Below are 20946 nucleotides of genomic sequence, written 5' to 3' on the forward strand. Positions count from 1 at the left end.
CGTTCATCGCTCGTCCACCACGTTCCGTCGTCTCGACGCCGTCTGCCCCGTGTGGCGACGCGGAAAATGTGACGCATGTTCATCTTCAACAGCGGCACTACCGGCAGTAACCTCCGCGTCACCTTCGTCGGTGAGGAGCAGAAATGCGACGGCGCATCCCACGCACCACCCTCGACGCAATGAGAACTCCCCGCGGGTTCGCGGGGTTCCTGAAGGCCGCATCGGTGTTCGTCCTCACGGCCGGTCTGCTGGTACCACTGCACCAGCAGGCCGCGGCCCAGCCGCTCACCGGGCAGTCGGCCACCGCCGCCGACTACTGCCAAGGCCAGTGCTCGGACATCCTTCCGCCCGGCGCCAACGGCAGCGCCACGCTCGCCGAGATCCTCGCCAACAAGGTCTTCGGCTCCCAGCCCGCACACGCCGACGACCAGCTCGCCCCCTACGACGCGCTGTCCTCCGGGTACCCCGCTCTCACGAACGACACCCTCGGCCAGTACTTCGCCGACTCGTCCTTCGGCGTCCCCTCCGGCCAGGTCGCCTCGGTCACCCGGCCGCGCGCCGACGTGACGATCACCCGCGACAAGAAGTACGGCGTCCCGCACATCGAGGGCAGCACGCGCTACGGGACCGAGTTCGGCGCCGGGTACGCGGCCGGCCAGGACCGGATGTGGCTCATCGACCTCTTCCGGCACATCGGCCGCGGCGAGCTGACCTCCTTCGCGGGCGGCGCCCTGGCCAACCAGGGGCTCGAGCAGGAGTTCTGGCCGCAGGCCCCGTACACCGAGGAGGACCTCCAGAAGCAGGTCGACTATCTGACGAACCAGGCGGACGAGCGCGGCAAGCAGGCCATGCGGGACGCCCAGGCGTACATCGACGGCCTCAACGCCTACCGCGTGGCCTCCAAGAACGGCCGCTACTTCCCCGGTGAGTACGTCCTCACCGGCAAGATCGACGCGATCACCAACGCCGGTGAGATCGAGCCCTTCAAGGTGACCGACATGATCGCGCTCGCCTCGGTCGTCGGCGGACTCTTCGGCAACGGCGGCGGGGGAGAGGTCGACTCCGCGCTCTCCCTGCTCGCCGCACAGCAGAAGTACGGCGTCCAGCAGGGCACCGAGGTCTGGGAGTCCTTCCGGCAGCGCAACGACCCCGAGACCGTCCTCACGCTCCACGACGGCAGCAGCTTCCCGTACGCCGGCAGGCCCGCCGACGCCAAGGGCACCGCCCTGCCGGACGCCGGCTCCGTCGAGCGCGAACAGCTCGTCTACGACCGCACGGGCTCGGCCGTGACCGGGGCACGCGCCCCGGTGAAGGCGAGCGGGGCCCTGAAGAAGCTCCGGGGCATCCACGACGACGGCGTGCTCCCCGAGCACCTGTTCAGCGGGGGCGCGAGCAGGAGGGGCATGTCCAACGCGCTGCTGGTCTCCGGCAAGCACACGGCGAGCGGCCACCCGGTGGCCGTCTTCGGCCCGCAGACCGGCTATTTCGCGCCACAGCTGCTGATGATGCAGGAACTCCAGGGGCCCGGCATCAGCGCGCGGGGCGTCTCCTTCGCGGGCGTCGGCATGTACGTGCAGCTCGGCCGGGGCCAGGACTACGCCTGGTCGGCCACGTCGGCGACACAGGACATCACCGACACCTACGCCCTGCGACTGTGCGAGCCGGACGGCTCCGCGCCCACCAAGCGGTCCGGCCACTACCTCTACCACGGCACCTGCACCGCCATGGAGAAGATGGAGCGGACCAACTCCTGGAAGCCGACCACCGCCGACTCCACCGCGGCCGGCTCCTACCGGATGCAGGTCTTCCGCACCCACTACGGCATCGTCACCCACCGCGCGACCGTCGACGGCAAGCCCGTCGCGTACGCGTCACTGCGCTCCACCTACCGGCACGAGGCGGACTCGATCGTCGGCTTCCAGATGCTCAACGACCCGTCGTACGTCACCGGTGCCGCGACGTTCCAGCAGGCCGCGCAGCACATCAGCTACGCCTTCAACTGGTTCTACGCGGACTCGAAGGACATCGCCTACTACAACAGCGGCGACAACCCCGTACGGGCGGCGGGCGTCGACCCCACCTTCCCGGTGCGCGCCGAGAAGGCGTACGAGTGGAAGGACTTCGATCCGGCGGACAACACCATGGCGCTGACCCCGCCCGCCGAGCACCCGCAGTCCGTCAACCAGGACTACTACGTCTCCTGGAACAACAAACAGGCCAAGGACTACAGCGCCGCCAACCTCAGCATGGGCGCCGTGCACCGCGGCGACCTCCTGGACGGCAGGGTGAAGGCCCTGGTCGCGAAGGGAGGCGTCACCCGGGCGTCGCTCACGCAGGCCATGGAGGACGCCGCGGTCACCGATCTGCGCGGTGAACAGGTGCTGCCCGAGCTGCTGCGGGTGCTGCGCTCCCGGCCGGTCACGGACCCGGCCGCGGCCAAGGCCGTCGACCAGCTGGACGCCTGGCTGAAGGCGGGCGCCGAACGCAACCAGAAGTCGGCGGGGTCGAAGACGTACACGCACGCCGACGCCGTCCGGATCATGGACGCCTGGTGGCCGGCGCTGGTCGAGGCGGAGTTCAGGCCCGGCCTCGGCGACGGGCTCTGGTCGTCGCTGACCGGCCAGCTCTCCGTCGACGAGTCGCCGTCCTCGGGCCACGGCCCGACCGGCGCGCACGCGGGCTCCTCCTTCCAGTACGGCTGGTGGGGCTACGTCGACAAGGACCTGCGCTCGGTGCTCGGCGATCCGGTGCGCGGCAAGCTCGGCCGCACGTACTGCGGAGGCGGCTCGCTCGACGCCTGCCGTGACGTGCTGCTGGACACGCTCGCCACCGCCGCGGGCAGGTCCGCCGCCGAGGTCTACCCCGGCGACGACCTCTGCGCGGCCGGCGACCAGTGGTGCGCGGACGCGATCAACCAGCGGGCCCTCGGCGGCATCACCCACCGGCTGGTCCAGTGGCAGAACCGGCCGACGTACCAGCAGGTCGTGGAGTTCCCGGCACACCGGTGACGGGACGCGGCCCGCCGGTCCCCGTACCCGGGGGCCGGCGGGCCGCCGCGCGCTCAGCGGTAGAGCAGATACCGGGTCCGCGTCCGGCGGAAGGCCGTCAGCTCCTTCTGCCAGGCGGCGGCGACCTCGTCGGCCGTCGCCCCCGCGTCGATCATCGTGCGCACCAGGGTGGAGCCCGTCAGCTTGTCGATCCAGTGGTCGGAGCGCCAGGCGAAGCCGCTCCAGACCTTCCGGGCGGTCACGAGGAGGGCGACACCCGTGTGCACCGGATCGAACGCGGCCCGGTCGTGGACGTGGAGCTGCACGCCGCCGACCGTCCTGCCCTGGAACTTGGAGAAGACCGGCGCGAAGTACGCCTCCCGGAAGCGCACGCCGGGCAGCTCCAGCCGGTTCGCCGCGTCGGCCCACGCGTGGTCGACGCCCTCGGCGCCGAGCAGTTCGAACGGCCGGGTGGTCCCGCGCCCCTCCGACAGGTTCGTCCCCTCGAACAGACAGGTGCCCGCGTAGACCAGGGCGGTGTCCGGGGTCGGCATGTTCGGGCTCGGCGGTACCCAGGGCAGCCCCGAGGCGTCGTAGAAGTCCGTGCGCCGCCATCCCGTCATCGTCACCGTGTCCAGCGGCACCGGCGACGGCAGGAACTCGCCGTTGAACAGCCGTGCCAGCTCGGCGACCGTCATCCCGTGCGCCTGCGAGACGGGCTGCCGCCCCACGAACGTGGCGAACTCCTTGTGCAGGACGGGCCCCAGCGCCGCCCGCCCGGTGACCGGGTTCGGCCGGTCCAGGACGACGAACCGCTTGCCCGCGAGCCGCGCCCGCCTCCATGCAGTCGTACAGCGTCCAGATGTACGTGTAGAAGCGCGCGCCGACGTCCTGGATGTCGAACACCACCGTGTCGACCCCGGAGGCGGTGAAGACGTCGGCCAGCGGCTGCCCGCTCTTCAGGTACGTGTCGTAGACGGGCAGGCCGGTCGCCGGGTCGTCGTAGCGGCCCTCGGAGCCGCCCGCCTGCGCCGTGCCGCGGAAACCGTGCTCGGGCCCGAAGACCGCGACCAGGTCCACCCTCTCGTCGGCGTGCATGACGTCGACGATGTGCCGGGCGTCCCGGGTGATGCCCGTCGGGTTCGTCACGACGCCGACGCGCTCCTTGTCGAGCAGCGCGTAGCCGTCGTCGGCGAGCCGCTCGAAGCCGGTGCGCAGCCGGCCGCCGTGCCGCCCGCGGCCGTGCCCCTCGGCCGCGGCGGCCGGGCCCGCCGTGAGCGCGGCGGCGGTGGCCCCGGCGGTGGCGCCGAGCAGTCCCCGTCTGGACAGCGGGGTGGCCCCTGGCCGCGCGGAGCCGAGAACGTGCCGGACCATGGTGGTACCTCCGTGATCGCCGGAAGCTGGCATGACCACGCACGCTAACGCGCGGACCGCGCGGGGGGAACGGAGCCGACGCGTCCGGCCGCACCGTCACCCGGCCGGCCCGCTCAGGCGGCGCGGCCGCCCCGGCCTCCCTCGCGGTCGCCGTCGCCGCGGCCGCCCCGGCCGCTCGCGGTGCCGCCGTCATCCGGCCGCTCGCCCGCCCGGCGGCACCGGCGCCGTGCCGCGTCGTCCGCCGCCCCTTCCGCGACGACATACCGACTGGTTAGTCTGGCGTGGCAGCAGAGCCGATTCGGGGTCGCGTCGAAGGAGACCGATGGTGGAAGCCGTGCAGGACGCCGGGGTGGTCGTCACCGGAGCGGGAGGCGGCATCGGAGCCGCGCTGGCCCGCCGCTTCGCCGCCGGCGGAGCCAGAGTCGTCGTCAACGACCTGGACGCAGCCAAGGCGAAGGCCGTCGCCGACGAGATCGGGGGCACCGCCGTCCCCGGCGACGCCTCCGTGATCGTCGCCGAGGCCCGCGAGGCGCTGGGGGGCACCGTCGACGTCTACTGCGCCAACGCGGGCGTCGGCTCCGGCGGCACCGAGGCCGCCGACCCGGCGGTCTGGGAACTGGCCTGGGACGTCAACGTGATGGCGCACGTCCGCGCGGCTCGGGAACTGATCCCCGGCTGGCTGGAGCGGGGCGCCGGACGCTTCGTCTCCACCGTCTCCGCCGCCGGACTGCTCACCATGGTCGGCGCCGCCCCCTACAGCGTCACCAAGCACGGCGCCTACGCCTTCGCCGAGTGGCTCTCCCTCACCTACCGGCACCGCGGGATCAAGGTCCACGCGATCTGCCCGCAGGGGGTGCGCACCGACATGCTGGCCGCCACCGGCAGCGCGGGCGACCTCGTCCTCCAGCCGACCGCCATCGAACCCGAGGCCGTCGCCGACGCCCTGTTCCGGGGCATCGAGGAGGACCGCTTCCTGATCCTGCCGCACCCCGAGGTCGCCGGCTACTACCAGCTGCGGGCCGCCGACCCCGACCGCTGGCTGACGAACATGAACCACCTCCAGCAGAAGTGGGAGGCGGGTGGCCGGTGACCAGCTCCCCGTACGCGGCCAAGCCCTGGCTGGCCCGCCTGAACGAAGCCCAGCGCGCCCCCGTCGACCCGGCGCCCTCCCTCGTGCACGCCCTGCGCAGGGCCGCCGCCGCGACCCCGGACCGCACGTTCCTCGCCTACTTCGACGCGCGGCTGAGCTACCGCGAGACCGACGAGCTGAGCGACTCCGTGGCCGGGCACCTCGCCTCCCGCGGCGTCGCCCCCGGCGACCGGGTCGCGATCGCGCTGCAGAACAGCCCGCACTTCGTGCTCGCGCTGCTCGGCGCCTGGAAGGCCGGCGCGACCGTCGTACCCGTCAACCCCATGTACAAGTCCGCGGAGGTCGCCCACGTCCTGCGGGACGCCGAGGCCGCCGCGCTCGTCTGCTCCGACCGCGCCTGGGAGACGTATCTGCGGGCCACGGCCGCCGGCTCGCCGGTACGCGTCGTCCTCACCGGATGCGAGCTGGACCTGCAGACCCGGGGCGACACCCGCGTGCTGAACTTCGAGCGGCTGCCCCCGGCCGGCGACGCCGACGACCTGATCGCCGTCGCCCGGCAGGGCGCGAAGGCACCCCAGGGCCGCGGCCCGGGGCCCTCGGACATCGCGCTGATCAGCTACACCTCGGGCACCAGCGGAACCCCCAAGGGCGCCACCAACACGCACGGCAACATCATGCACAACGCCGAGCGGCAGCGGACGGGGCTGGAGTTGCCCGACTCCCCCGTCTACTTCGCGCTCGCCCCGCTCTTCCACATCACCGGGATGGTCGCCCAGCTCGCCGGCTGCCTCAACAGCGCGGGAACGCTCGTCCTCGCCTACCGCTTCGAGGCGGGCGTCGTCCTCGACGCGTTCGCCGAGCACCGGCCGCACTACACGGTCGGCCCCTCGACGGCCTTCATGGCGCTCGCCGCCCACCCGGCCGTCACCCGCGACCACTTCTCGTCGTTCCGGATGATCTCCTCGGGCGGAGCCCCGCTGCCGCCCGCACTGGTGGAGAAGTTCCGGGAGGGCTTCGGCCCCTACATCCACAACGGCTACGGGCTCACCGAGTGCACCGCGCCCTGCGCGTCCGTGCCGCCGGGGCAGGAGGCACCCGTCGACCCGGTCTCCGGGACCCTCGCCGTCGGCGTGCCGGGCCCCGACACCGTCGTCCGCATCGTCGACGAGCAGGGCCGGGAGGTGCCCTTCGGCGAACAGGGCGAGATCCTCGTCCGCGGCCCGCAGGTCGTCCCCGGCTACTGGCGGCGCCCCGAGGCCACCGCCGAGGCCTTCCCCGACGGCGAACTGCGCACCGGCGACATCGGCTTCATGGACCCCGCCGGCTGGCTGTACGTCGTCGACCGCAAGAAGGACATGATCAACGCCTCCGGCTTCAAGGTGTGGCCGCGCGAGGTCGAGGACGTCCTGTACACGCACCCCGCCGTCCGTGAGGCGGCCGTCGTCGGCGTCCCCGACGGCTACCGCGGGGAGACCGTCAAGGCCTACATCAGCCTGCGCCCCGGCAGCGATACGGGCCCCGACGCCCTGGCCGCGTACTGCAAGGAGAGACTGGCCGCCTACAAGTACCCGCGGAAGGTGGAGATCCTGCCGGATCTGCCGAAGACGGCAAGTGGGAAGATCCTCCGGCGGGAACTGCGTTCCCGCCATGACGGCCACGACGGCTGAAACCCGATCCGGCGAGCGCCGGTGACTCTCGAAAGGCAGGTGGCGGCAGTGCCCAGGACGACGGACGGAGACGGTACGCCCGTCCCGCAGCGGCTGCTGGCCGCCGCCACCAGGCTCTTCGCCGAGCAGGGGTACGACCGCACCTCGGTCCAGGAGATCGTCGAGGCGGCCGGTGTCACCAAGGGCGCGCTCTACCACTACTTCGGCTCCAAGGACGACCTGCTGCACGAGGTGTACGCGCGCGTGCTCCGCGTCCAGCAGGAACGCCTGGACGCCTTCGTGGAGGCCGACGCGCCCGTCGAGGAGCGGCTGCGCGGCGCGGCGGCCGACGTCGTCGTCACCACCATCGACAACCTCGACGACGCCTCGATCTTCTTCCGCTCCATGCACCATCTGAGCCCCGAGAAGAACAAGCAGGTGCGCGCCGCCCGCCGGCATTACCACGAGCGCTTCCGCGCCCTGGTGGAGGAGGGCCAGAAGTCCGGCGTGTTCTCCACGGCCACCCCAGCCGACCTGGTCGTCGACTACCACTTCGGCAGCGTGCACCACCTGTCGACCTGGTACCGGCCGGGCGGCCCCCTCGGTCCGCAGGAGGTCGCCGGCCACCTGGCCGACCTGCTGCTGCGCGCCCTGCGCCCGTAGCGGCACGGTGAGGGGGGCGGACGCCGTGGCGTCCGCCCCCCTCACGTTCACCGCGTACGGCGGCTCACAGGTACTTCTTGATCTCCCGCCGCGCCAGCGACCGCTGGTGCACCTCGTCGGGTCCGTCGGCCAGCCGCAGGGTGCGGGCGCCCGCCCAGAGTTCGGCCAGCGGGAAGTCCTGGCTGACCCCGCCCGCGCCGTGCAGCTGCACCGCCTTGTCGATGATGTCGACGACCGTGCGCGGGGTGGCGATCTTGATGGCCTGGATCTCGGTGTGCGCCCCCCGGTTGCCGACCGTGTCCATCATCCAGGCCGTCTTCAGGACCAGCAGCCGCAGCTGCTCGACGGCCACGCGCGCGTCGGCGATCCAGTTGTGCACCACGCCCTGCCGGGCCAGCGGCTTCCCGAACGCCGTGCGCTCCACCGCCCGCCGGCACATCAGCTCGATCGCCCGCTCGGCCATGCCGATCAGCCGCATGCAGTGGTGGATGCGGCCCGGGCCGAGCCGGGCCTGGGCGATCGCGAACCCGCCGCCCTCCTCGCCGACCAGGTTGGCCACCGGCACGCGCGCGTGGTCGAAGACCACCTCGGCGTGACCCCCGTGGTAGTGGTCCTCGTACCCGTAGACCTGCATGGCGCGCCGGATCTCGACGCCGGGCGTGTCACGCGGGACCAGGACCATCGACTGCTGGCGGCGGATGTCGTCGCCGTCCGGGTCGGTCTTGCCCATCACGATGAGGATCGCGCAGTCCGGGTTCATCGCACCGGAGATGTACCACTTGCGTCCCGTGATGACGTACTCGTCGCCGTCCCGCTCGATCAGCGTCGTGATGTTCGTGGCGTCGGAGGAGGCCACCTCCGGCTCGGTCATCGCGAACGCCGAGCGGATCTCGCCCGCCAGCAGCGGCTCGAGCCACTGCTTGCGCTGCCGCTCGTCGCCGAACTGCGCCAGCACCTCCATGTTGCCGGTGTCCGGCGCCGCGCAGTTCAGCGCGGTCGGCGCCAGCTGCGGACTGCGGCCGGTGATCTCGGCGAGCGGCGCGTACTGGAGGTTCGTCAGCCCGCCCCCGTACGCGGGGTCCGGCAGGAAGAGGTTCCACAGGCCCTGCCTGCGGGCCTCGGCCTTCAGCTCCTCCACCACCGCCGGCGTGTCCCACGGCGAGGCGAGCAGGGCGCGCTGCTCGTGCGCCGTGGTCTCCGCCGGGTACACGTACTCGTCCATGAAGGCCAGCAGCCTGTGGCGCAGTTCCTCGGTGCGCGCGTCGAATGCGAAGTCCATGCGGATCAGCCCTCCTGAAGAGTGGTCAGGCCGTGCTCGATGAAGACCGGGACCAGGTCGCCGATGCGGTCGAAACCGCCGCCGACGGTCTGGCCGAGGGTGTAGCGGTAGTGGATGCCCTCGAGGATCACGGCGAGCTTGAACCAGGCGAACGCCGTGTACCAGGAGACCGCCGACACGTCGCGCCCCGAGCGCGCGGCGTACCGCTCGGTGATCTCCGCGGCGGACGGGTGGCCCTGCGCCGTCGCCGTCGTGCTGATGGGGGAGCCGGGCAGCTCCAGCGGCGTGCTGTACATCACCAGGAGCCCGAGGTCGGTCAGCGGGTCGCCGAGCGTGGACATCTCCCAGTCGAGGATGGCGTTGATGCGGTCGTCCGAGCCGATCAGGACGTTGTCCAGCCGGTAGTCGCCGTGCACCACGCAGGGCGCGGGAGAGGCCGGCAGGTCACGGCCCAGCGCGGCGTGCAGCTCGTCGATCCCGGCCAGCTCGCGGTTGCGGGAGGCGTCCAGCTGCTTGCCCCAGCGGCGCAGCTGCCGGTCCAGGAAGCCCTCGGGACGCCCGAAGTCCCCCAGGCCCACCTCCGCGGGGTCGACGGCGTGCAGCTCGACGAGGGTGTCGACGAGCGAGAGGACCGCGGCGCGGGTGCGTTCGGGGCCGAGCGGCGCGAGCTGGGCGGCGGTGCGGTACGGGGTGCCCTCCACGAACTCCATGACGTAGAACGGAGCGCCCAGTACCGTGTCGTCCTCGCACAGCAGCAGCGGCCGGGGCACCGGCACGGCCGTCGGGTGCAGCGCGCTGATCACCCGGTGCTCGCGCCGCATGTCGTGCGCGGTGGCCAGGACGTGGCCCAGCGGAGGCCGCCGCACGACCCACTCCGAGGTGCCGTCCGTGACCGCGTACGTGAGGTTCGACCGCCCGCCCTCGATGAGCCGGCCGGTGAGAGGGCCGAGCGCCAGGCCGGGCCGCTCGCTGTCGAGAAGGCCGCGCAGCCGGTCGAGGTCGAGACCCGGCGGGTGGTCTGGGCTCATCATTGCTCCTGTTCGGGCGTGGACGGGACGGCACTATGATGCCGACCGGTCGGTATGTCGTCCAGTAGGGGAACCGAACGTGATCGGCGTCTCGCGGGTGCGCCAGGCCCCGCGAGCCCGGCGTGATCCGAACGAGAGGCCTAGATCACCAGCGCCGCCGCGCACACCGCCAGCGCCAGCGTGCACAGGGCGGCCGCCGACGCGTGCCGCGCGCCGAGCACCGGGGGCGGGACCCGGCCGGACGCCGCGAGCACCCGGATACGGCGGTGGGCGACGGCCAGGAAGCCCAGCCAGAGCGCGCAGCACAGGGCGCCGGCCGCCGCGTACACCGGCCGCACGTCCTGCAGCGCCGCCTTCACGGCCAGCACGGTGGCGACGGTGCTCGACAGGGTCGTACGCCGCCAGGCCAGCCGGGTCCGTTCGGGCTGGAGTCCCGGATCGCGTTCCGGGGCGGGCCCGGTCATCCTTCCCAGCCGAAGAGCACGACGAGGACCATCGCGACGGCGACGACCGCGACCGCGATGCTCAGCAGCGCGGGGAAACGCGACACCGGCAGATCGCCGCCCCGCCGGATCGCCCGCTCGCAGCGCACCCAGTGGTTGACCGCGCGCAGCGAGCACAGCACGCCCGCCGCGAGGAGCGCCAGCGCCAGCCCGACCCGCCATCCCCACCGCAGGTCCGGCAGGAACTGGTCCACCGCGAACCCGCCGCCGATCAGCGCCAGCGCGGTGCGCAGCCACGCGAGGAAGGTCCGCTCGTTGGCCAGGGAGAACCGGTAGTCGGGCGTGTCGCCCTCCTCCCGTACCTCCTGCGGCGCGAACCACAGCCGGACGTTCCGCGCGAATTCGATCACGCTCGCGACACTAACGGCGGCGGCCGCCCGCGTCACGCGGCGCCCCGACGCCGGTCCGGCCTCAGCCCATGGCGCGGCGGGCCCTGAGGTGTTCGTGGGCGGCCAGGCCGTCCGGGACCCAGGGCCACTCGGCCAGGCGCAGCTCCAGCTCGTCCTCGGTGAGGAAGCCGTACCAGGCGACCTCCTCCTTCTGCGGATCGACCGGGAGCTCGCAGCGCACCTCGTACACGGCCGACCACCAGCTCCGCCCCGCGCCGTCGTCGTAGAGGAACCGGAGCACGGGGACGGGCCGGGGGAGACCCGAGACGCCCAGCTCCTCCTCTGCCTCGCGCAGTGCCGCCTCGTCGTACGTCTCGCCCGCGCCGACGACACCGCCGACGAACATGTCGTACAGGGAGGGGAAGACCGCCTTGGCGGCGGTCCGGCGGTGGACGAAGACCCGGCCCTCGGCGTCCCGGACCCGGACGAAGGCGCAGCGGTGGCGCAGGCCCCGCGCGTACACCTCACCCCGGGGCGCCTGCCCGACGACCCGGTCGTCCTCGTCCACGATGTCGAGCAGTTCGTCGGCGTCACGCATGGGCATGGTCATGTCCGTAGTCTCCTCCGCGGTCGCCCGGGGCATTCCCGGGCCCGGCCGTCCGCGCTCAGCGTGCCTGGAGGTCGCGCGGCTCGGCCTGGTGCGTCGCGTACCCCGGCATCGCCGGGTGCAGCCCGAGCAGCACGATGCCCACCACGATCGCGGCGAGGCCCGTCGCCTGCCAGGCGAGGGCGGCCACGTCCGTGCGCAGCTGGTCCCCCATGAACCCGATCCCGCAGAAGATCCCGGCGAGCGGCTCGGCCGCGGTGAGCGCGGGCAGGGACATGCGCAGCGGCGCCGTCTCGAAGGCGCTCTGCATCAGCAGCAGCCCGGTCGTCCCGAGCAGCACCACCGCGTACGGCTGCCAGCTGGTGAGGACCCCGGTCAGCCCGCCCTCGCCGAACCGCTGGCCGCTGACCCGGGTGAGCGCGTCCTGCACCCCGTACAGCAGTCCCGCGGCCGTGCCCAGCAGGACCGGGGCGACGCCGAGCCGGGTACGTTTCGCGTACGTGGTGAGCAGCAGGGCGAGGCCGACGACGATGCCGATGACCAGCCAGTGGCGCAGGGGGTCGGTGACGGCGTCGCCGCCCTTGGGCCGCCCCGCGACGATGAACAGGGTGACGCCCCCCGCCAGCAGCGCGAGCCCGGCCCAGCCCTGATGGCTCAGCGGCTGCTTGGTCTGTTTGCGCGACAGCGCCAGGGCGAACAGCAGGTTGGTCGCGAGGAGCGGCTCGACCAGGGAGATCTCGCCCTGCCCCAGGGCGACGGCGCCGAGGACCATGCCGCAGATCATGAGCCCGATGCCGCCCAGCCAGACCGGAACGCGCACCAGGTCGAGCAGCAGCCGGGGGGAGAGGTAGTCGCTCAGCGGCGCGTGCGAGGCGGCGTTCTGCTGGAGCACGAAGCCGAAACCCAGGCAGCAGGCCGCGCACAGGGAGAGGACCAGAACGAGAACCGACACGCTGCGTACCTCGCTACCTCAGGATTCAGCTCAGGCCACGGGCGGGTGTCCCACCGGCTCCGGCGTCGAAGGCCTGAGCCTGCCACCGAGAGTACCCGTAACCGCACGGTTGACTCGGTCACTCCCGTACCCAAGGATCTGACCGACCGGTAATTACGGGGTCCCGACCAGCGGGAACACCGGAGAACCCCAGGGAACACCAGAGAGGGCGGGCGCATGGCGTACGACGCGGACGTGATCGTGATCGGGGCGGGTCTGGCGGGACTCGCGGCGACCGCGGAGCTCGTCGACGCCGGCCGTACGGTGATCCTCCTCGACCAGGAGCCCGAGCAGTCGATCGGCGGCCAGGCCCACTGGTCCTTCGGCGGCCTCTTCTTCGTCGACTCGCCGGAACAGCGCCGGATGCGGATCAAGGACAGCCACGCGCTCGCCCTCCAGGACTGGATGGGCACGGCCGCGTTCGACCGTCCGGAGGACCACTGGCCGCGCAAGTGGGCCGAGGCGTATGTCGACTTCGCGGCCGGCGAGAAGCGCTCCTGGCTGCACCGGCAGGGTGTCCGCTTCTTCCCGGTGGTCGGCTGGGCCGAGCGCGGCGGCTACGACGCGGGCGGGCACGGCAACTCCGTACCCCGTTTCCACATCACCTGGGGCACCGGACCCGGCCTCGTCGCCCCCTTCGAGCGCCGGGTGCGGGCCGGGGTCGCGAAGGGCCTGGTCCGCCTGGCGTTCCGCCACCGCGTCACCGGCCTCGGGCGCAGCGCGGGCGCCGTCGACACGGTCACCGGCGAGATCCTGGAGCCCTCGGCGGCCGAACGCGGCGAGGCCAGCAGCCGGGAGGCCACCGGCTCCTTCGAGTTCCGGGCGCAGGCGGTGATCGTCACCTCGGGCGGGATCGGCGGCAACCACGACCTGGTACGCGCGAACTGGCCCGAGCGCCTCGGCAGCCCGCCCCGGCGGATGATCTCCGGGGTGCCCGCACACGTCGACGGCCGGATGATCGGCATCGCCGAGGACGCGGGAGCCCACCACATCAACCGCGACCGCATGTGGCACTACACCGAGGGCATCCAGAACTGGAGCCCCATCTGGGAGAACCACGGCATCCGCATCCTGCCCGGCCCCTCCTCGCTCTGGCTCGACGCGCGCGGCAACCGGCTGCCCGTGCCGCTCTTCCCCGGCTTCGACACGCTCGGCACCCTCGAACACATCATGGGCACCGGGTACGACCACACCTGGTTCGTGCTCGACCAGAAGATCATCGGCAAGGAGTTCGCCCTCTCCGGCTCCGAACAGAACCCCGACCTCACGGGCAAGTCCGTCCGGGGTGTGTTCGAGCGGGCGCGGACCGAGGTGCCCGGCCCCGTCAAGGCGTTCATGGACCACGGAGCCGACTTCGTCGTCGAGAAGGACCTGGGCGCCCTGGTCCGGGGGATGAACGCGCTCACCGAGGAGCCGCTCATCGACGAGGCCGCGCTGCGCCGCGTGATCACCGAACGGGACCGGGAGATCGCCAACCCGTTCACCAAGGACCTCCAGGTGACCGCCATGCGCGGCGCCCGCGCCTACCTCGGCGACAAGCTGATCCGCACGGCGGCGCCGCACCGCATCCTCGACCCGAAGGCCGGCCCGCTGATCGCCGTGCGCCTCAACATCCTCACCCGCAAGTCCCTGGGCGGCCTGGAGACCGACCTCTCCGCGCGCGTGCTCACCGAGGGCGGCACCCCGCTGCCCGGCGTGTACGCCGCGGGGGAGGCCGCCGGGTTCGGCGGCGGCGGCGTGCACGGTTACCGGTCGCTGGAGGGCACCTTCCTCGGCGGCTGCCTGTTCTCCGGCCGCGCCGCGGGGCGGGCGGCGGCCCGCGCGGTGGACTGAGCTTCGGGTGATGGGTGGACTGAGCTTCGGGCGGTGGGCTGAGTCCCGAGTGGTGGGCTGAGTCCCGCGTGGTGGGCTGAGTCCCGGCCGGCCTGGCCCGGCCGGTGGCGGACCGGACCCGGCCGGGTGGCGGCACGGATCCGGGCTGGCGGCGGTCCGGACCCGGGCCCGGGGTCAACTCCACGGCGTGTCGGGTGTGTTGACACGTGTAAGGGCACAGTCTGCCCTTGACGGGAAGCATTGGCTCCGGGTTGGCTGTCCGTGATCAGCCCCTGACAATGCGCACCTTGTGAGGAATGCCCGCGGTGCCCCCACCTCCGCCACCCCTCGGCCGCGGTCGCAAGCGCGCGGCCCACGTCTTCGACGCCGCCCTCGACGACGCCGAACTCGTCACCGCGCGCGCCGCCCTCACCCAGGGCCGCTGGGCCGCCGTCCGCGCCCTGCTGGCCGCGACCGGCGACGACTGGGACCGGCGCGGGCACCGGGTCACCGTCCTCGCCCGCGAGCCCGCCGCCCGCGCCTGGGTCCGCGACTGGCTGCTCGCCGAAGCCGAGTCGGCCGATGCCTCCGTTCTGCTCGCCTGCGCCACCGTCGAGAGCGCTCTCGGCGGCAGGGAGCGGCCCGAGCGGGCCCGCGAGGCCTGCCGCGCCGCGGCCGGGCTGGCCCCCGCCGACCCCACTCCGTGGCTCGGCATGCTCCTCCTGGAACGCACCCTCGGCACCGAGGAGGACGTGGTCCGGCTCTTCGACGAGGTGCGCCTGCGGCACGCCGACCACCACCACGCCCACCACCTGATGGTCGCCCGGCTCGCCGAGCGCCGCGCCGGCGCCGGACAGGACCCGCTGCACGAGGTCTACGACTTCGCGAACTGGGCCGCCGAACAGGCCCCGGCCGATTCCCCGCTCGCCATCCTCCCGGTCGTCGCCCACGCCGAGCGCTACCGCGTCCTCGCCACCGCCGGGAGCGAGCCCGCCGACCCCGCCGCCTCCGGGCACTGGGTCGGACGCCGGGCGCGCCAGGTGATGAAGGCGGCCTTCGACTGGTGGCTGGAATGGGAGCACGAGGGCCACCCACGCCGTCACGTCGACCTGAACTACCTGGCCCACGCCAAGTCGTGCGAGGGCCGGGGCGCCGAGGCTGCCGCCCTCTTCCACCGCATCGGACCGCACGCCACCCCCACCCCGTGGTCGTACCCGGACCGCGATCCGTCCGTCGCCTTCCGTACCGCACGCGCCGGCGCGCTCGGCACGGCCTGAGACCCCCGATGAAACCGACCAGCCGAAAGGGCGACCCCGCGATGACCACGGGCAGTTCGAGCACGCCGAGCACCTCTCCGAGCAAGGCGAGAGCCGCCGCCGCGGACGGCGGCATCAGCACCTTCAAGGGCCAGGACCGCGCCCTGCGCGCCGACCGGCTGGGCACGGGAGGGCTGCTGCTGTCCGTCCTGGCGGCCACCGCGCCCCTCATGGTCGTCGCGGGTGTCATGCCCACCACATTCGCGGTGATGGGGGTCGTCGGACAGCCCCTCCTCTTCGTCGTCCTCGGCCTGGTCCTCGCGCTCTTCAGCGTCGGATACGCCGAGATGAGCCGTCATGTCCACAACGCGGGCGCCTTCTATGCGTACATCTCGCGCGGTCTCGGGGGCACCGCGGGCGCCGGGGCCGCCCTGGTCGCGCTCGTCGCCTACAGCTCGCTCCAGGTCGGCATCTACGGCATCTTCGGCTTCGAGGTCTCCGGGCTGTGCGCCACCTACCTCGACGTCGAGGTCGTCTGGTGGGTGCCCGCGCTGGCCGCCGTGCTCGCCGTCGGTGTGCTCGCCTGGCTGAAGATCGACGTCAACGCGCGCGTGCTGGGCGTCCTCCTGCTGATCGAGGTCGTCCTCGTCGTCGTCTTCGACGTCGCGGCGGTCGCCGACCCCGCCAAGGAGGGGCTGTCCCTGCACGCGTTCAACCCGGACACGCTCACCGGGGCGGGCATCGGCACCGCGCTGTGCTTCTGCATCGCGGCCTTCCTCGGCTTCGAGCAGGCCCCCGTGTACGCGGAGGAGACCAGCAGGCCGCACATCCTGGTCCCGCGTGTCATGTTCCTCGCGGTCTCCGGGGTCGCCGTCTTCTTCGCCCTCAGCTCCTGGGCGCTCACGGTGGCCGCCGGGCCCTCCGCGATCGTCGGCCTCTCCCAGAAGCAGAGCGCCGGGCTGCTGTTCTTCCTCACCGAGTCGCGGCTCGGCACCACCTTCACCGACGTCCTGCACGTCCTGTTCGTCACCGGGATGCTGGCCGCGATGCTCAGCTTCCACAACGTGGTCGCCCGGTACGCGTTCGCCATGGGCCGCGAGGGCCTGCTGCCCTCCGCCTTCGGCCGCACCACCGGCACGAACGGCGCCCCCGGCACCGGCTCCCTGCTGCAGACCGCCGTCGCCCTGATCGCCGTCGTCGCCTTCGCCGTGGCCGACGACAAGCCGACCGGCGACCCGACCGCGCCCGTGCTCCACCTCTTCACCTGGTTCGGCAACGTCGGCGCCCTCGGCGTCATCGTGCTGATGGCCGCCGCCTCCCTCTCCGTCATCGTGTTCTTCGCCCGCCGCGGCGCCGCCCGCGCCCAGGCGTGGCGCCTCGTGGCGTCGGCACTCGCGGGGATCGCGCTGCTCGTCATCGCCGGATACACGGTCAAGGACTTCGACGTCCTCGTCGGGGCCGGCCCCGGCTCCTCGCTGAGCTGGCTGCTGCCCGGCATCATCGGGGCCGCACTCGTCGCCGGCCTGGTCCAGGGCCTCGTCCTGCGCTCCCGCAGGCCCGAGGCACACGCGAGGATCGGCCTCGGCAACGAGGCCTTCCAGCTCGACAAGGCCGCAGACCCGGCCCCCTGAGGCGCGTACGCGGGGCAATGGTCACGGTGTTCCGTGGGGCACTGGTTACGGAATCCTGACGGGCACCCGTCTCCCCTGGCCGAACGGGGGTGGCGGGTGTTCGAATCAAGAGGTGACACGAGAACACCCCGAAGAACCGGAGACCGAGGAACCGGAGCACGGGGAACCGGAGCGCGGAGAGCCGGATACCGGGGAACCGGAGGACGGACACCCCCGGGAACAGGGGGCGCCCATCGGCCGCCGGGTCCTCCTCGGCACCCTGGGGCTCGGCGCGCTGGGCGTGCTGGCCGCCCCCACGCTCCAGCGCGGCCTGGAGTCCTTCCTCGGCGGCGCCGCCGACCGCGACCCCACCGGCCTGACCGGACTGCTCCCCAACGGCGGCGGCTTCCGCTACTACTCGGTGACGTCCTCCGTCCCGCACAAGGACGAGAGCGACTACCGCCTCACCGTCGGCGGACTGGTCGACCACCCGAAGAGCTACACCCTCGCCGACCTGCGCGCGCTGCGGCAGACCCGGCTCGTGCGCGACGTCCAGTGCGTCACGGGCTGGCGGGTGCCCGGCACCCCGTTCGAGGGGGTGCGGCTGTCCCGGCTGCTGGACGCCGCGGGAGTACGCCCGTCGGCCAGGGCGGTCCGCTTCCGCTGCTTCGACGGCGCGTACACGGAGAGCCTCACCCTCGACCAGGCCCGCCGCGCGGACGTCCTGGTGGCCCTGCGGATGCGGGACGAGGACCTCGGCCACAGCCACGGCGGCCCCGTCCGCCTCTACGTGGCCCCCATGTACTTCTACAAGTCCGCCAAGTGGCTCTCCGGCGTCGAGCTCACCGAGGACGTCCGTCCCGGGTACTGGGAGCACCGCGGCTACGACGTGGACGCGTGGGTCGGCAGATCGAACGGGCGGGGCGATGAACCCACGAGCTGACAGCACGTCCGAGACGCCCGGGGCGGCCGGGCCCGCCGCGCCCTCCGTACGCCCCTCGCGCGTGCCCCGCTTCACCCGGGCCGAGCGCTGGGTGCACCGGGCGACGGCCGTGCTGATGGGCCTGTGCGTGGCGACGGCCGCCTGCCTCTACATCCCGACGTTCGCCGAACTCGTGGGCCGCCGCGCGCTCGTCGTCACGGTGCACGAGTGGGCCGGGCTGCTGCTGCCCGTACCCGTCCTCGCGGGGCTCGCCTCCCGCGCCTTCCGCGCGGATCTGGGACGCCTCAACCGCTGGGGCCCGCACGACCGGGCCTGGCTGCGTGCCGCACTGCGCCGGGACACGCGCGGCCCGGCGCGCCCGGCGGCCAAGTTCAACGCGGGGCAGAAGACCTACGCGGCCTGGATCGCCGGCGCCGCGCTGGTGATGCTGGGCACGGGTCTCCTGATGTGGTTCACCCACCTCACCCCGCTGATGTGGCGGACCAGCGCGACATTCGTGCACGACTGGCTCGCCCTGACCGTCGGCGTCGTCCTCGGCGGCCACATCGGCATGGCCCTCGCCGACCCAGAGGCCCGCCGCGGCCTGCGCACGGGCTCGGTGAGCCGTGAGTGGGCCGAGCGGGAACACCCCTTGTGGCGCCCGTGGGCGGCCTGGGGAGACGGGAACGGGGACGGGGACGGGAGGGCGAGCCGTGGTCGTACGCAGGACCGCCCGTCCGGATCAGGCCGGGGCCGCGGGGCCTGATCCGGACGAGAGTCCCTAGATGACCAGGGACAGGAGCAGGACAAGACCGCCGGCGACCACCGAGATGATCGTCTCCATGACGGACCAGGTCTTGACGGTCTGCCCGACGTTCAGGCCGAAGTACTCCTTCACCAGCCAGAAGCCGGCGTCGTTGACGTGGCTGAAGAAGAGCGAGCCGGCGCCGATGGCCAGGACCAGCAGGGCCGCGTGGGTCGTCGACATGTCGGCCGCGAGCGGGGCGACGAGGCCGGCCGCCGAGACGGTGGCCACGGTCGCCGAGCCGGTGGCCAGTCGGATCGCCACCGCGATCAGCCAGGCCAGCAGCAGCGCCGGGATCGACCAGTCCTTGGAGATCTCCAGAATCATCTGGCCCACCCCGGAGTCGATCAGCGTCTGCTTGAAGCCGCCGCCCGCGCCGACGATCAGCAGGATGCCCGCGATGGGCGCGAGGCCCTTCTCGACGAGGCCCGAGACGCGGTCCTTGGCGAAGCCCGCGGGCCGCAGCAGCGTGAAGATGCCCAAGAGCACGGAGGCGAGCAGGGCGATCAGCGGCGAGCCGATGACGTCGAAGACGCGCTGCACCAGGTGGCCGGGGTCGTCGACGATGATGTCGACGAGGGCCTTGGCGAGCATCAGCACGACCGGCAGCAGGATCGTGGCGAGGGTGGCGCCGAAGCTCGGCCGCTTGTCGAGCTGCTCGGAGGCGCGCTGCGGGATCATGCGGTCGGGAGCGGGGACGTCCACCCAGCGGGCCGCGTACTTCGAGAACACCGGACCGGCGATGATCACCGTCGGGACGGCCACCAGGACACCCAGCGCCAGCGTGACACCGAGGTTGGCGCCGACCGCGTCGATCGCGACCAGCGGACCGGGGTGCGGCGGGACCAGGCCGTGCATCACGGACAGGCCGGCGAGGGCGGGGATGCCGATGCGCATCAGGGAGTAGTTGCCGCGCTTGGCGACCATCAGCACCACCGGGATCAGCAGCACGATGCCGACCTCGAAGAACAGCGGCAGACCGATGACGGAGGCGATCAGCACCATCGCCCACGGCATGGACCGGGCGCTCGACCGGGCCAGGATCGTGTCCACGACCTGGTCCGCGCCGCCGGAGTCGGCGAGCATCTTGCCGAGGATCGCGCCGAGGGCGATCAGGACGCCCACACCGGCGACGGTGGAGCCGAGCCCGCTGGAGAAGCTGGCGATGACCTTGTCCAGGGGCGCCCCGGCGAACGCGCCGAGGGCCAGCGACCCGATGGTCAGCGCCAGGAAGGCGTGCAACTTGAACTTGGTGATGAGCAGGACGATGACGGCGATGCCTGCGAGCACGGCGATGCCCAGCTGGGCGTGGCCCGCGGAGGTGATCGGCTCGACAGTGTCCGCTGCCAGTATCTCGGCGCTGAGTCTGGTCACGGTGGTTTCCCTTGTGTGTACGGGGACGGGGGTGCGGGGGAAGGGGCCCCGGGCCGGGAAGCGGCCAGGGGCGGCCCGGCGGGACTACCGCGAGGGTCGGGCCAGGGCATCGAGAGCGGTGACGGCCCGCTCGGTGATCTCCTCGGGGCTGCCGGAGACGTCCACGGCGACACCCGCCTCGTCCGCCTGGAGCGGCTGGAGGGTGGCGAACTGGGAGTGCAGGAGCGCCGTCGGCATGAAGTGGCCCTGGCGGTGCGACATCCGGTCCTCGATCAGTTTCCGGTCACCGGTCAGATGCACGAAGACGACTCCGGGAGCGGCTGCCCGCAACCGGTCGCGGTAACTCCGCTTCAGCGCCGAACTGCTGACCACCCCGCCGAGCTCCGCCCGGCCGTGCGCCCACCGGCCGATGGCGTCGAGCCACGGCCGGCGGTCGTCGTCGGTGAGCGGGGTCCCGGCCGACATCTTGGCGACGTTGGCCTCGGGGTGGAAGTCGTCGCCCTCGGCGTACGGGACGCCGAGCCGGTCCGCCAGCAGAGGACCGATGGTGGTCTTGCCGGTACCCGCGACCCCCATGACCACGATCACGAGGGGGCTGCGACTCTGCTGCTTCATTCTGCGCTCGCTGTCTTCGTCGACATCTGATGTCGACGACACTGAAACCTATTAG

General features: G+C 72.6%; 17 protein-coding genes and 1 pseudogene. 9 read left to right on the plus strand and 9 right to left on the minus strand.

The genetic code is table 11. From position 1 onward, the window contains the following. Nucleotides 1–179 precede the first annotated feature (179 nt). Nucleotides 180–3008, plus strand: a complete 2829-nt coding sequence (locus ACFY93_RS03285) for a penicillin acylase family protein (protein WP_391353133.1) — start codon at nucleotides 180–182, stop codon at nucleotides 3006–3008. 53 nt (nucleotides 3009–3061) lie between these two features. Here the strand turns inward: ACFY93_RS03285 and ACFY93_RS03290 are convergent. Next, nucleotides 3062–4361, minus strand: a pseudogene (locus ACFY93_RS03290) (exo-beta-N-acetylmuramidase NamZ domain-containing protein). A 322-nt stretch (nucleotides 4362–4683) separates the two neighbouring features. On the opposite strand from ACFY93_RS03290, the gene ACFY93_RS03295 reads away from it, so the two are divergent. Genes ACFY93_RS03295 through ACFY93_RS03305 form a run of 3 tightly spaced genes read left to right on the plus strand, consistent with a single transcriptional unit; the run spans nucleotide 4684 to nucleotide 7760 of the window. Further along, on the plus strand, nucleotides 4684–5451 hold the full coding sequence (locus ACFY93_RS03295; protein WP_391353135.1) for an SDR family NAD(P)-dependent oxidoreductase: 768 nt from the start codon (nucleotides 4684–4686) through the stop codon (nucleotides 5449–5451). Next, entirely contained in the window at nucleotides 5448–7118 is a 1671-nt protein-coding gene (locus tag ACFY93_RS03300; protein WP_391353137.1) for an AMP-binding protein, read from the plus strand. The genes ACFY93_RS03295 and ACFY93_RS03300 overlap by 4 nt, the downstream gene beginning before the upstream one ends. A 48-nt stretch (nucleotides 7119–7166) precedes the next feature. Next, nucleotides 7167–7760, plus strand: coding sequence for a TetR family transcriptional regulator (locus ACFY93_RS03305; RefSeq protein ID WP_391353139.1), 594 nt, complete (start codon nucleotides 7167–7169; stop codon nucleotides 7758–7760). Between the two features lie 64 nt (nucleotides 7761–7824). Here ACFY93_RS03305 and ACFY93_RS03310 read toward each other — a convergent pair whose 3' ends face one another. The 6 genes from ACFY93_RS03310 to ACFY93_RS03335 form a co-directional block, all read right to left on the minus strand. Then, nucleotides 7825–9039: an acyl-CoA dehydrogenase family protein gene (locus ACFY93_RS03310; RefSeq protein WP_391353141.1), complete on the minus strand. Its 1215-nt coding sequence runs from the start codon at nucleotides 9037–9039 to the stop codon at nucleotides 7825–7827. Nucleotides 9040–9044: 5 nt separating this feature from the next. Continuing rightward, nucleotides 9045–10067 carry a phosphotransferase gene (locus tag ACFY93_RS03315; protein WP_391353143.1) on the minus strand — a complete coding sequence of 341 codons (1023 nt, stop codon included), beginning with the start codon at nucleotides 10065–10067 and terminating at the stop codon, nucleotides 9045–9047. Between the two features lie 140 nt (nucleotides 10068–10207). Then, nucleotides 10208–10531 carry a DUF202 domain-containing protein gene (locus tag ACFY93_RS03320; RefSeq protein WP_391353145.1) on the minus strand — a complete coding sequence of 108 codons (324 nt, stop codon included), beginning with the start codon at nucleotides 10529–10531 and terminating at the stop codon, nucleotides 10208–10210. Then, nucleotides 10528–10920 carry a DUF202 domain-containing protein gene (locus ACFY93_RS03325; protein ID WP_391353147.1) on the minus strand — a complete coding sequence of 131 codons (393 nt, stop codon included), beginning with the start codon at nucleotides 10918–10920 and terminating at the stop codon, nucleotides 10528–10530. Before ACFY93_RS03325 ends, ACFY93_RS03320 begins: the two co-directional genes overlap by 4 nt. 61 nt (nucleotides 10921–10981) lie before the next feature. Next, nucleotides 10982–11497, minus strand: a complete 516-nt coding sequence (locus tag ACFY93_RS03330) for an NUDIX domain-containing protein (protein WP_391353572.1) — start codon at nucleotides 11495–11497, stop codon at nucleotides 10982–10984. Nucleotides 11498–11564: 67 nt separating this feature from the next. Continuing rightward, nucleotides 11565–12458 (minus strand): DMT family transporter, encoded by an 894-nt coding sequence (locus ACFY93_RS03335; RefSeq protein WP_391353149.1) that lies wholly within the window; start codon nucleotides 12456–12458, stop codon nucleotides 11565–11567. Nucleotides 12459–12674: 216 nt separating this feature from the next. Here ACFY93_RS03335 and ACFY93_RS03340 point away from each other — a divergent pair, with 216 nt between their 5' ends. The 5 genes from ACFY93_RS03340 to ACFY93_RS03360 all read left to right on the plus strand — a co-directional run bounded on the left by ACFY93_RS03340 (nucleotide 12675) and on the right by ACFY93_RS03360 (nucleotide 18863). After that, on the plus strand, nucleotides 12675–14330 hold the full coding sequence (locus ACFY93_RS03340; protein ID WP_391353151.1) for an FAD-binding dehydrogenase: 1656 nt from the start codon (nucleotides 12675–12677) through the stop codon (nucleotides 14328–14330). 305 nt (nucleotides 14331–14635) lie between these two features. Beyond that, nucleotides 14636–15586: a hypothetical protein gene (locus ACFY93_RS03345; RefSeq protein WP_391353153.1), complete on the plus strand. Its 951-nt coding sequence runs from the start codon at nucleotides 14636–14638 to the stop codon at nucleotides 15584–15586. Nucleotides 15587–15627: 41 nt separating this feature from the next. After that, nucleotides 15628–17196, plus strand: coding sequence for an APC family permease (locus tag ACFY93_RS03350; protein WP_391353155.1), 1569 nt, complete (start codon nucleotides 15628–15630; stop codon nucleotides 17194–17196). 112 nt (nucleotides 17197–17308) lie between these two features. Continuing rightward, nucleotides 17309–18118 (plus strand): molybdopterin-dependent oxidoreductase, encoded by an 810-nt coding sequence (locus ACFY93_RS03355; RefSeq protein ID WP_391353157.1) that lies wholly within the window; start codon nucleotides 17309–17311, stop codon nucleotides 18116–18118. Next, nucleotides 18102–18863, plus strand: coding sequence for a cytochrome b/b6 domain-containing protein (locus tag ACFY93_RS03360; protein ID WP_391353159.1), 762 nt, complete (start codon nucleotides 18102–18104; stop codon nucleotides 18861–18863). The genes ACFY93_RS03355 and ACFY93_RS03360 overlap by 17 nt, the downstream gene beginning before the upstream one ends. Nucleotides 18864–18878: 15 nt before the next feature. Here the strand turns inward: ACFY93_RS03360 and ACFY93_RS03365 are convergent, their stop codons facing one another. Both ACFY93_RS03365 and ACFY93_RS03370 read right to left on the minus strand, forming a co-directional pair. Continuing rightward, nucleotides 18879–20276, minus strand: a complete 1398-nt coding sequence (locus tag ACFY93_RS03365) for a gluconate:H+ symporter (RefSeq protein WP_391353161.1) — start codon at nucleotides 20274–20276, stop codon at nucleotides 18879–18881. An 84-nt stretch (nucleotides 20277–20360) separates the two neighbouring features. After that, the gene (locus ACFY93_RS03370; RefSeq protein ID WP_391353163.1) at nucleotides 20361–20891 is read right to left on the minus strand and encodes a gluconokinase, GntK/IdnK-type; all 531 of its coding nucleotides are present in this window, start codon (nucleotides 20889–20891) and stop codon (nucleotides 20361–20363) included. Between the last annotated feature and the right edge of the window lie 55 nt (nucleotides 20892–20946).

The sequence above is a fragment of the Streptomyces sp. NPDC008313 genome (assembly GCF_042956125.1).
GTDB lineage: Bacteria > Actinomycetota > Actinomycetes > Streptomycetales > Streptomycetaceae > Streptomyces.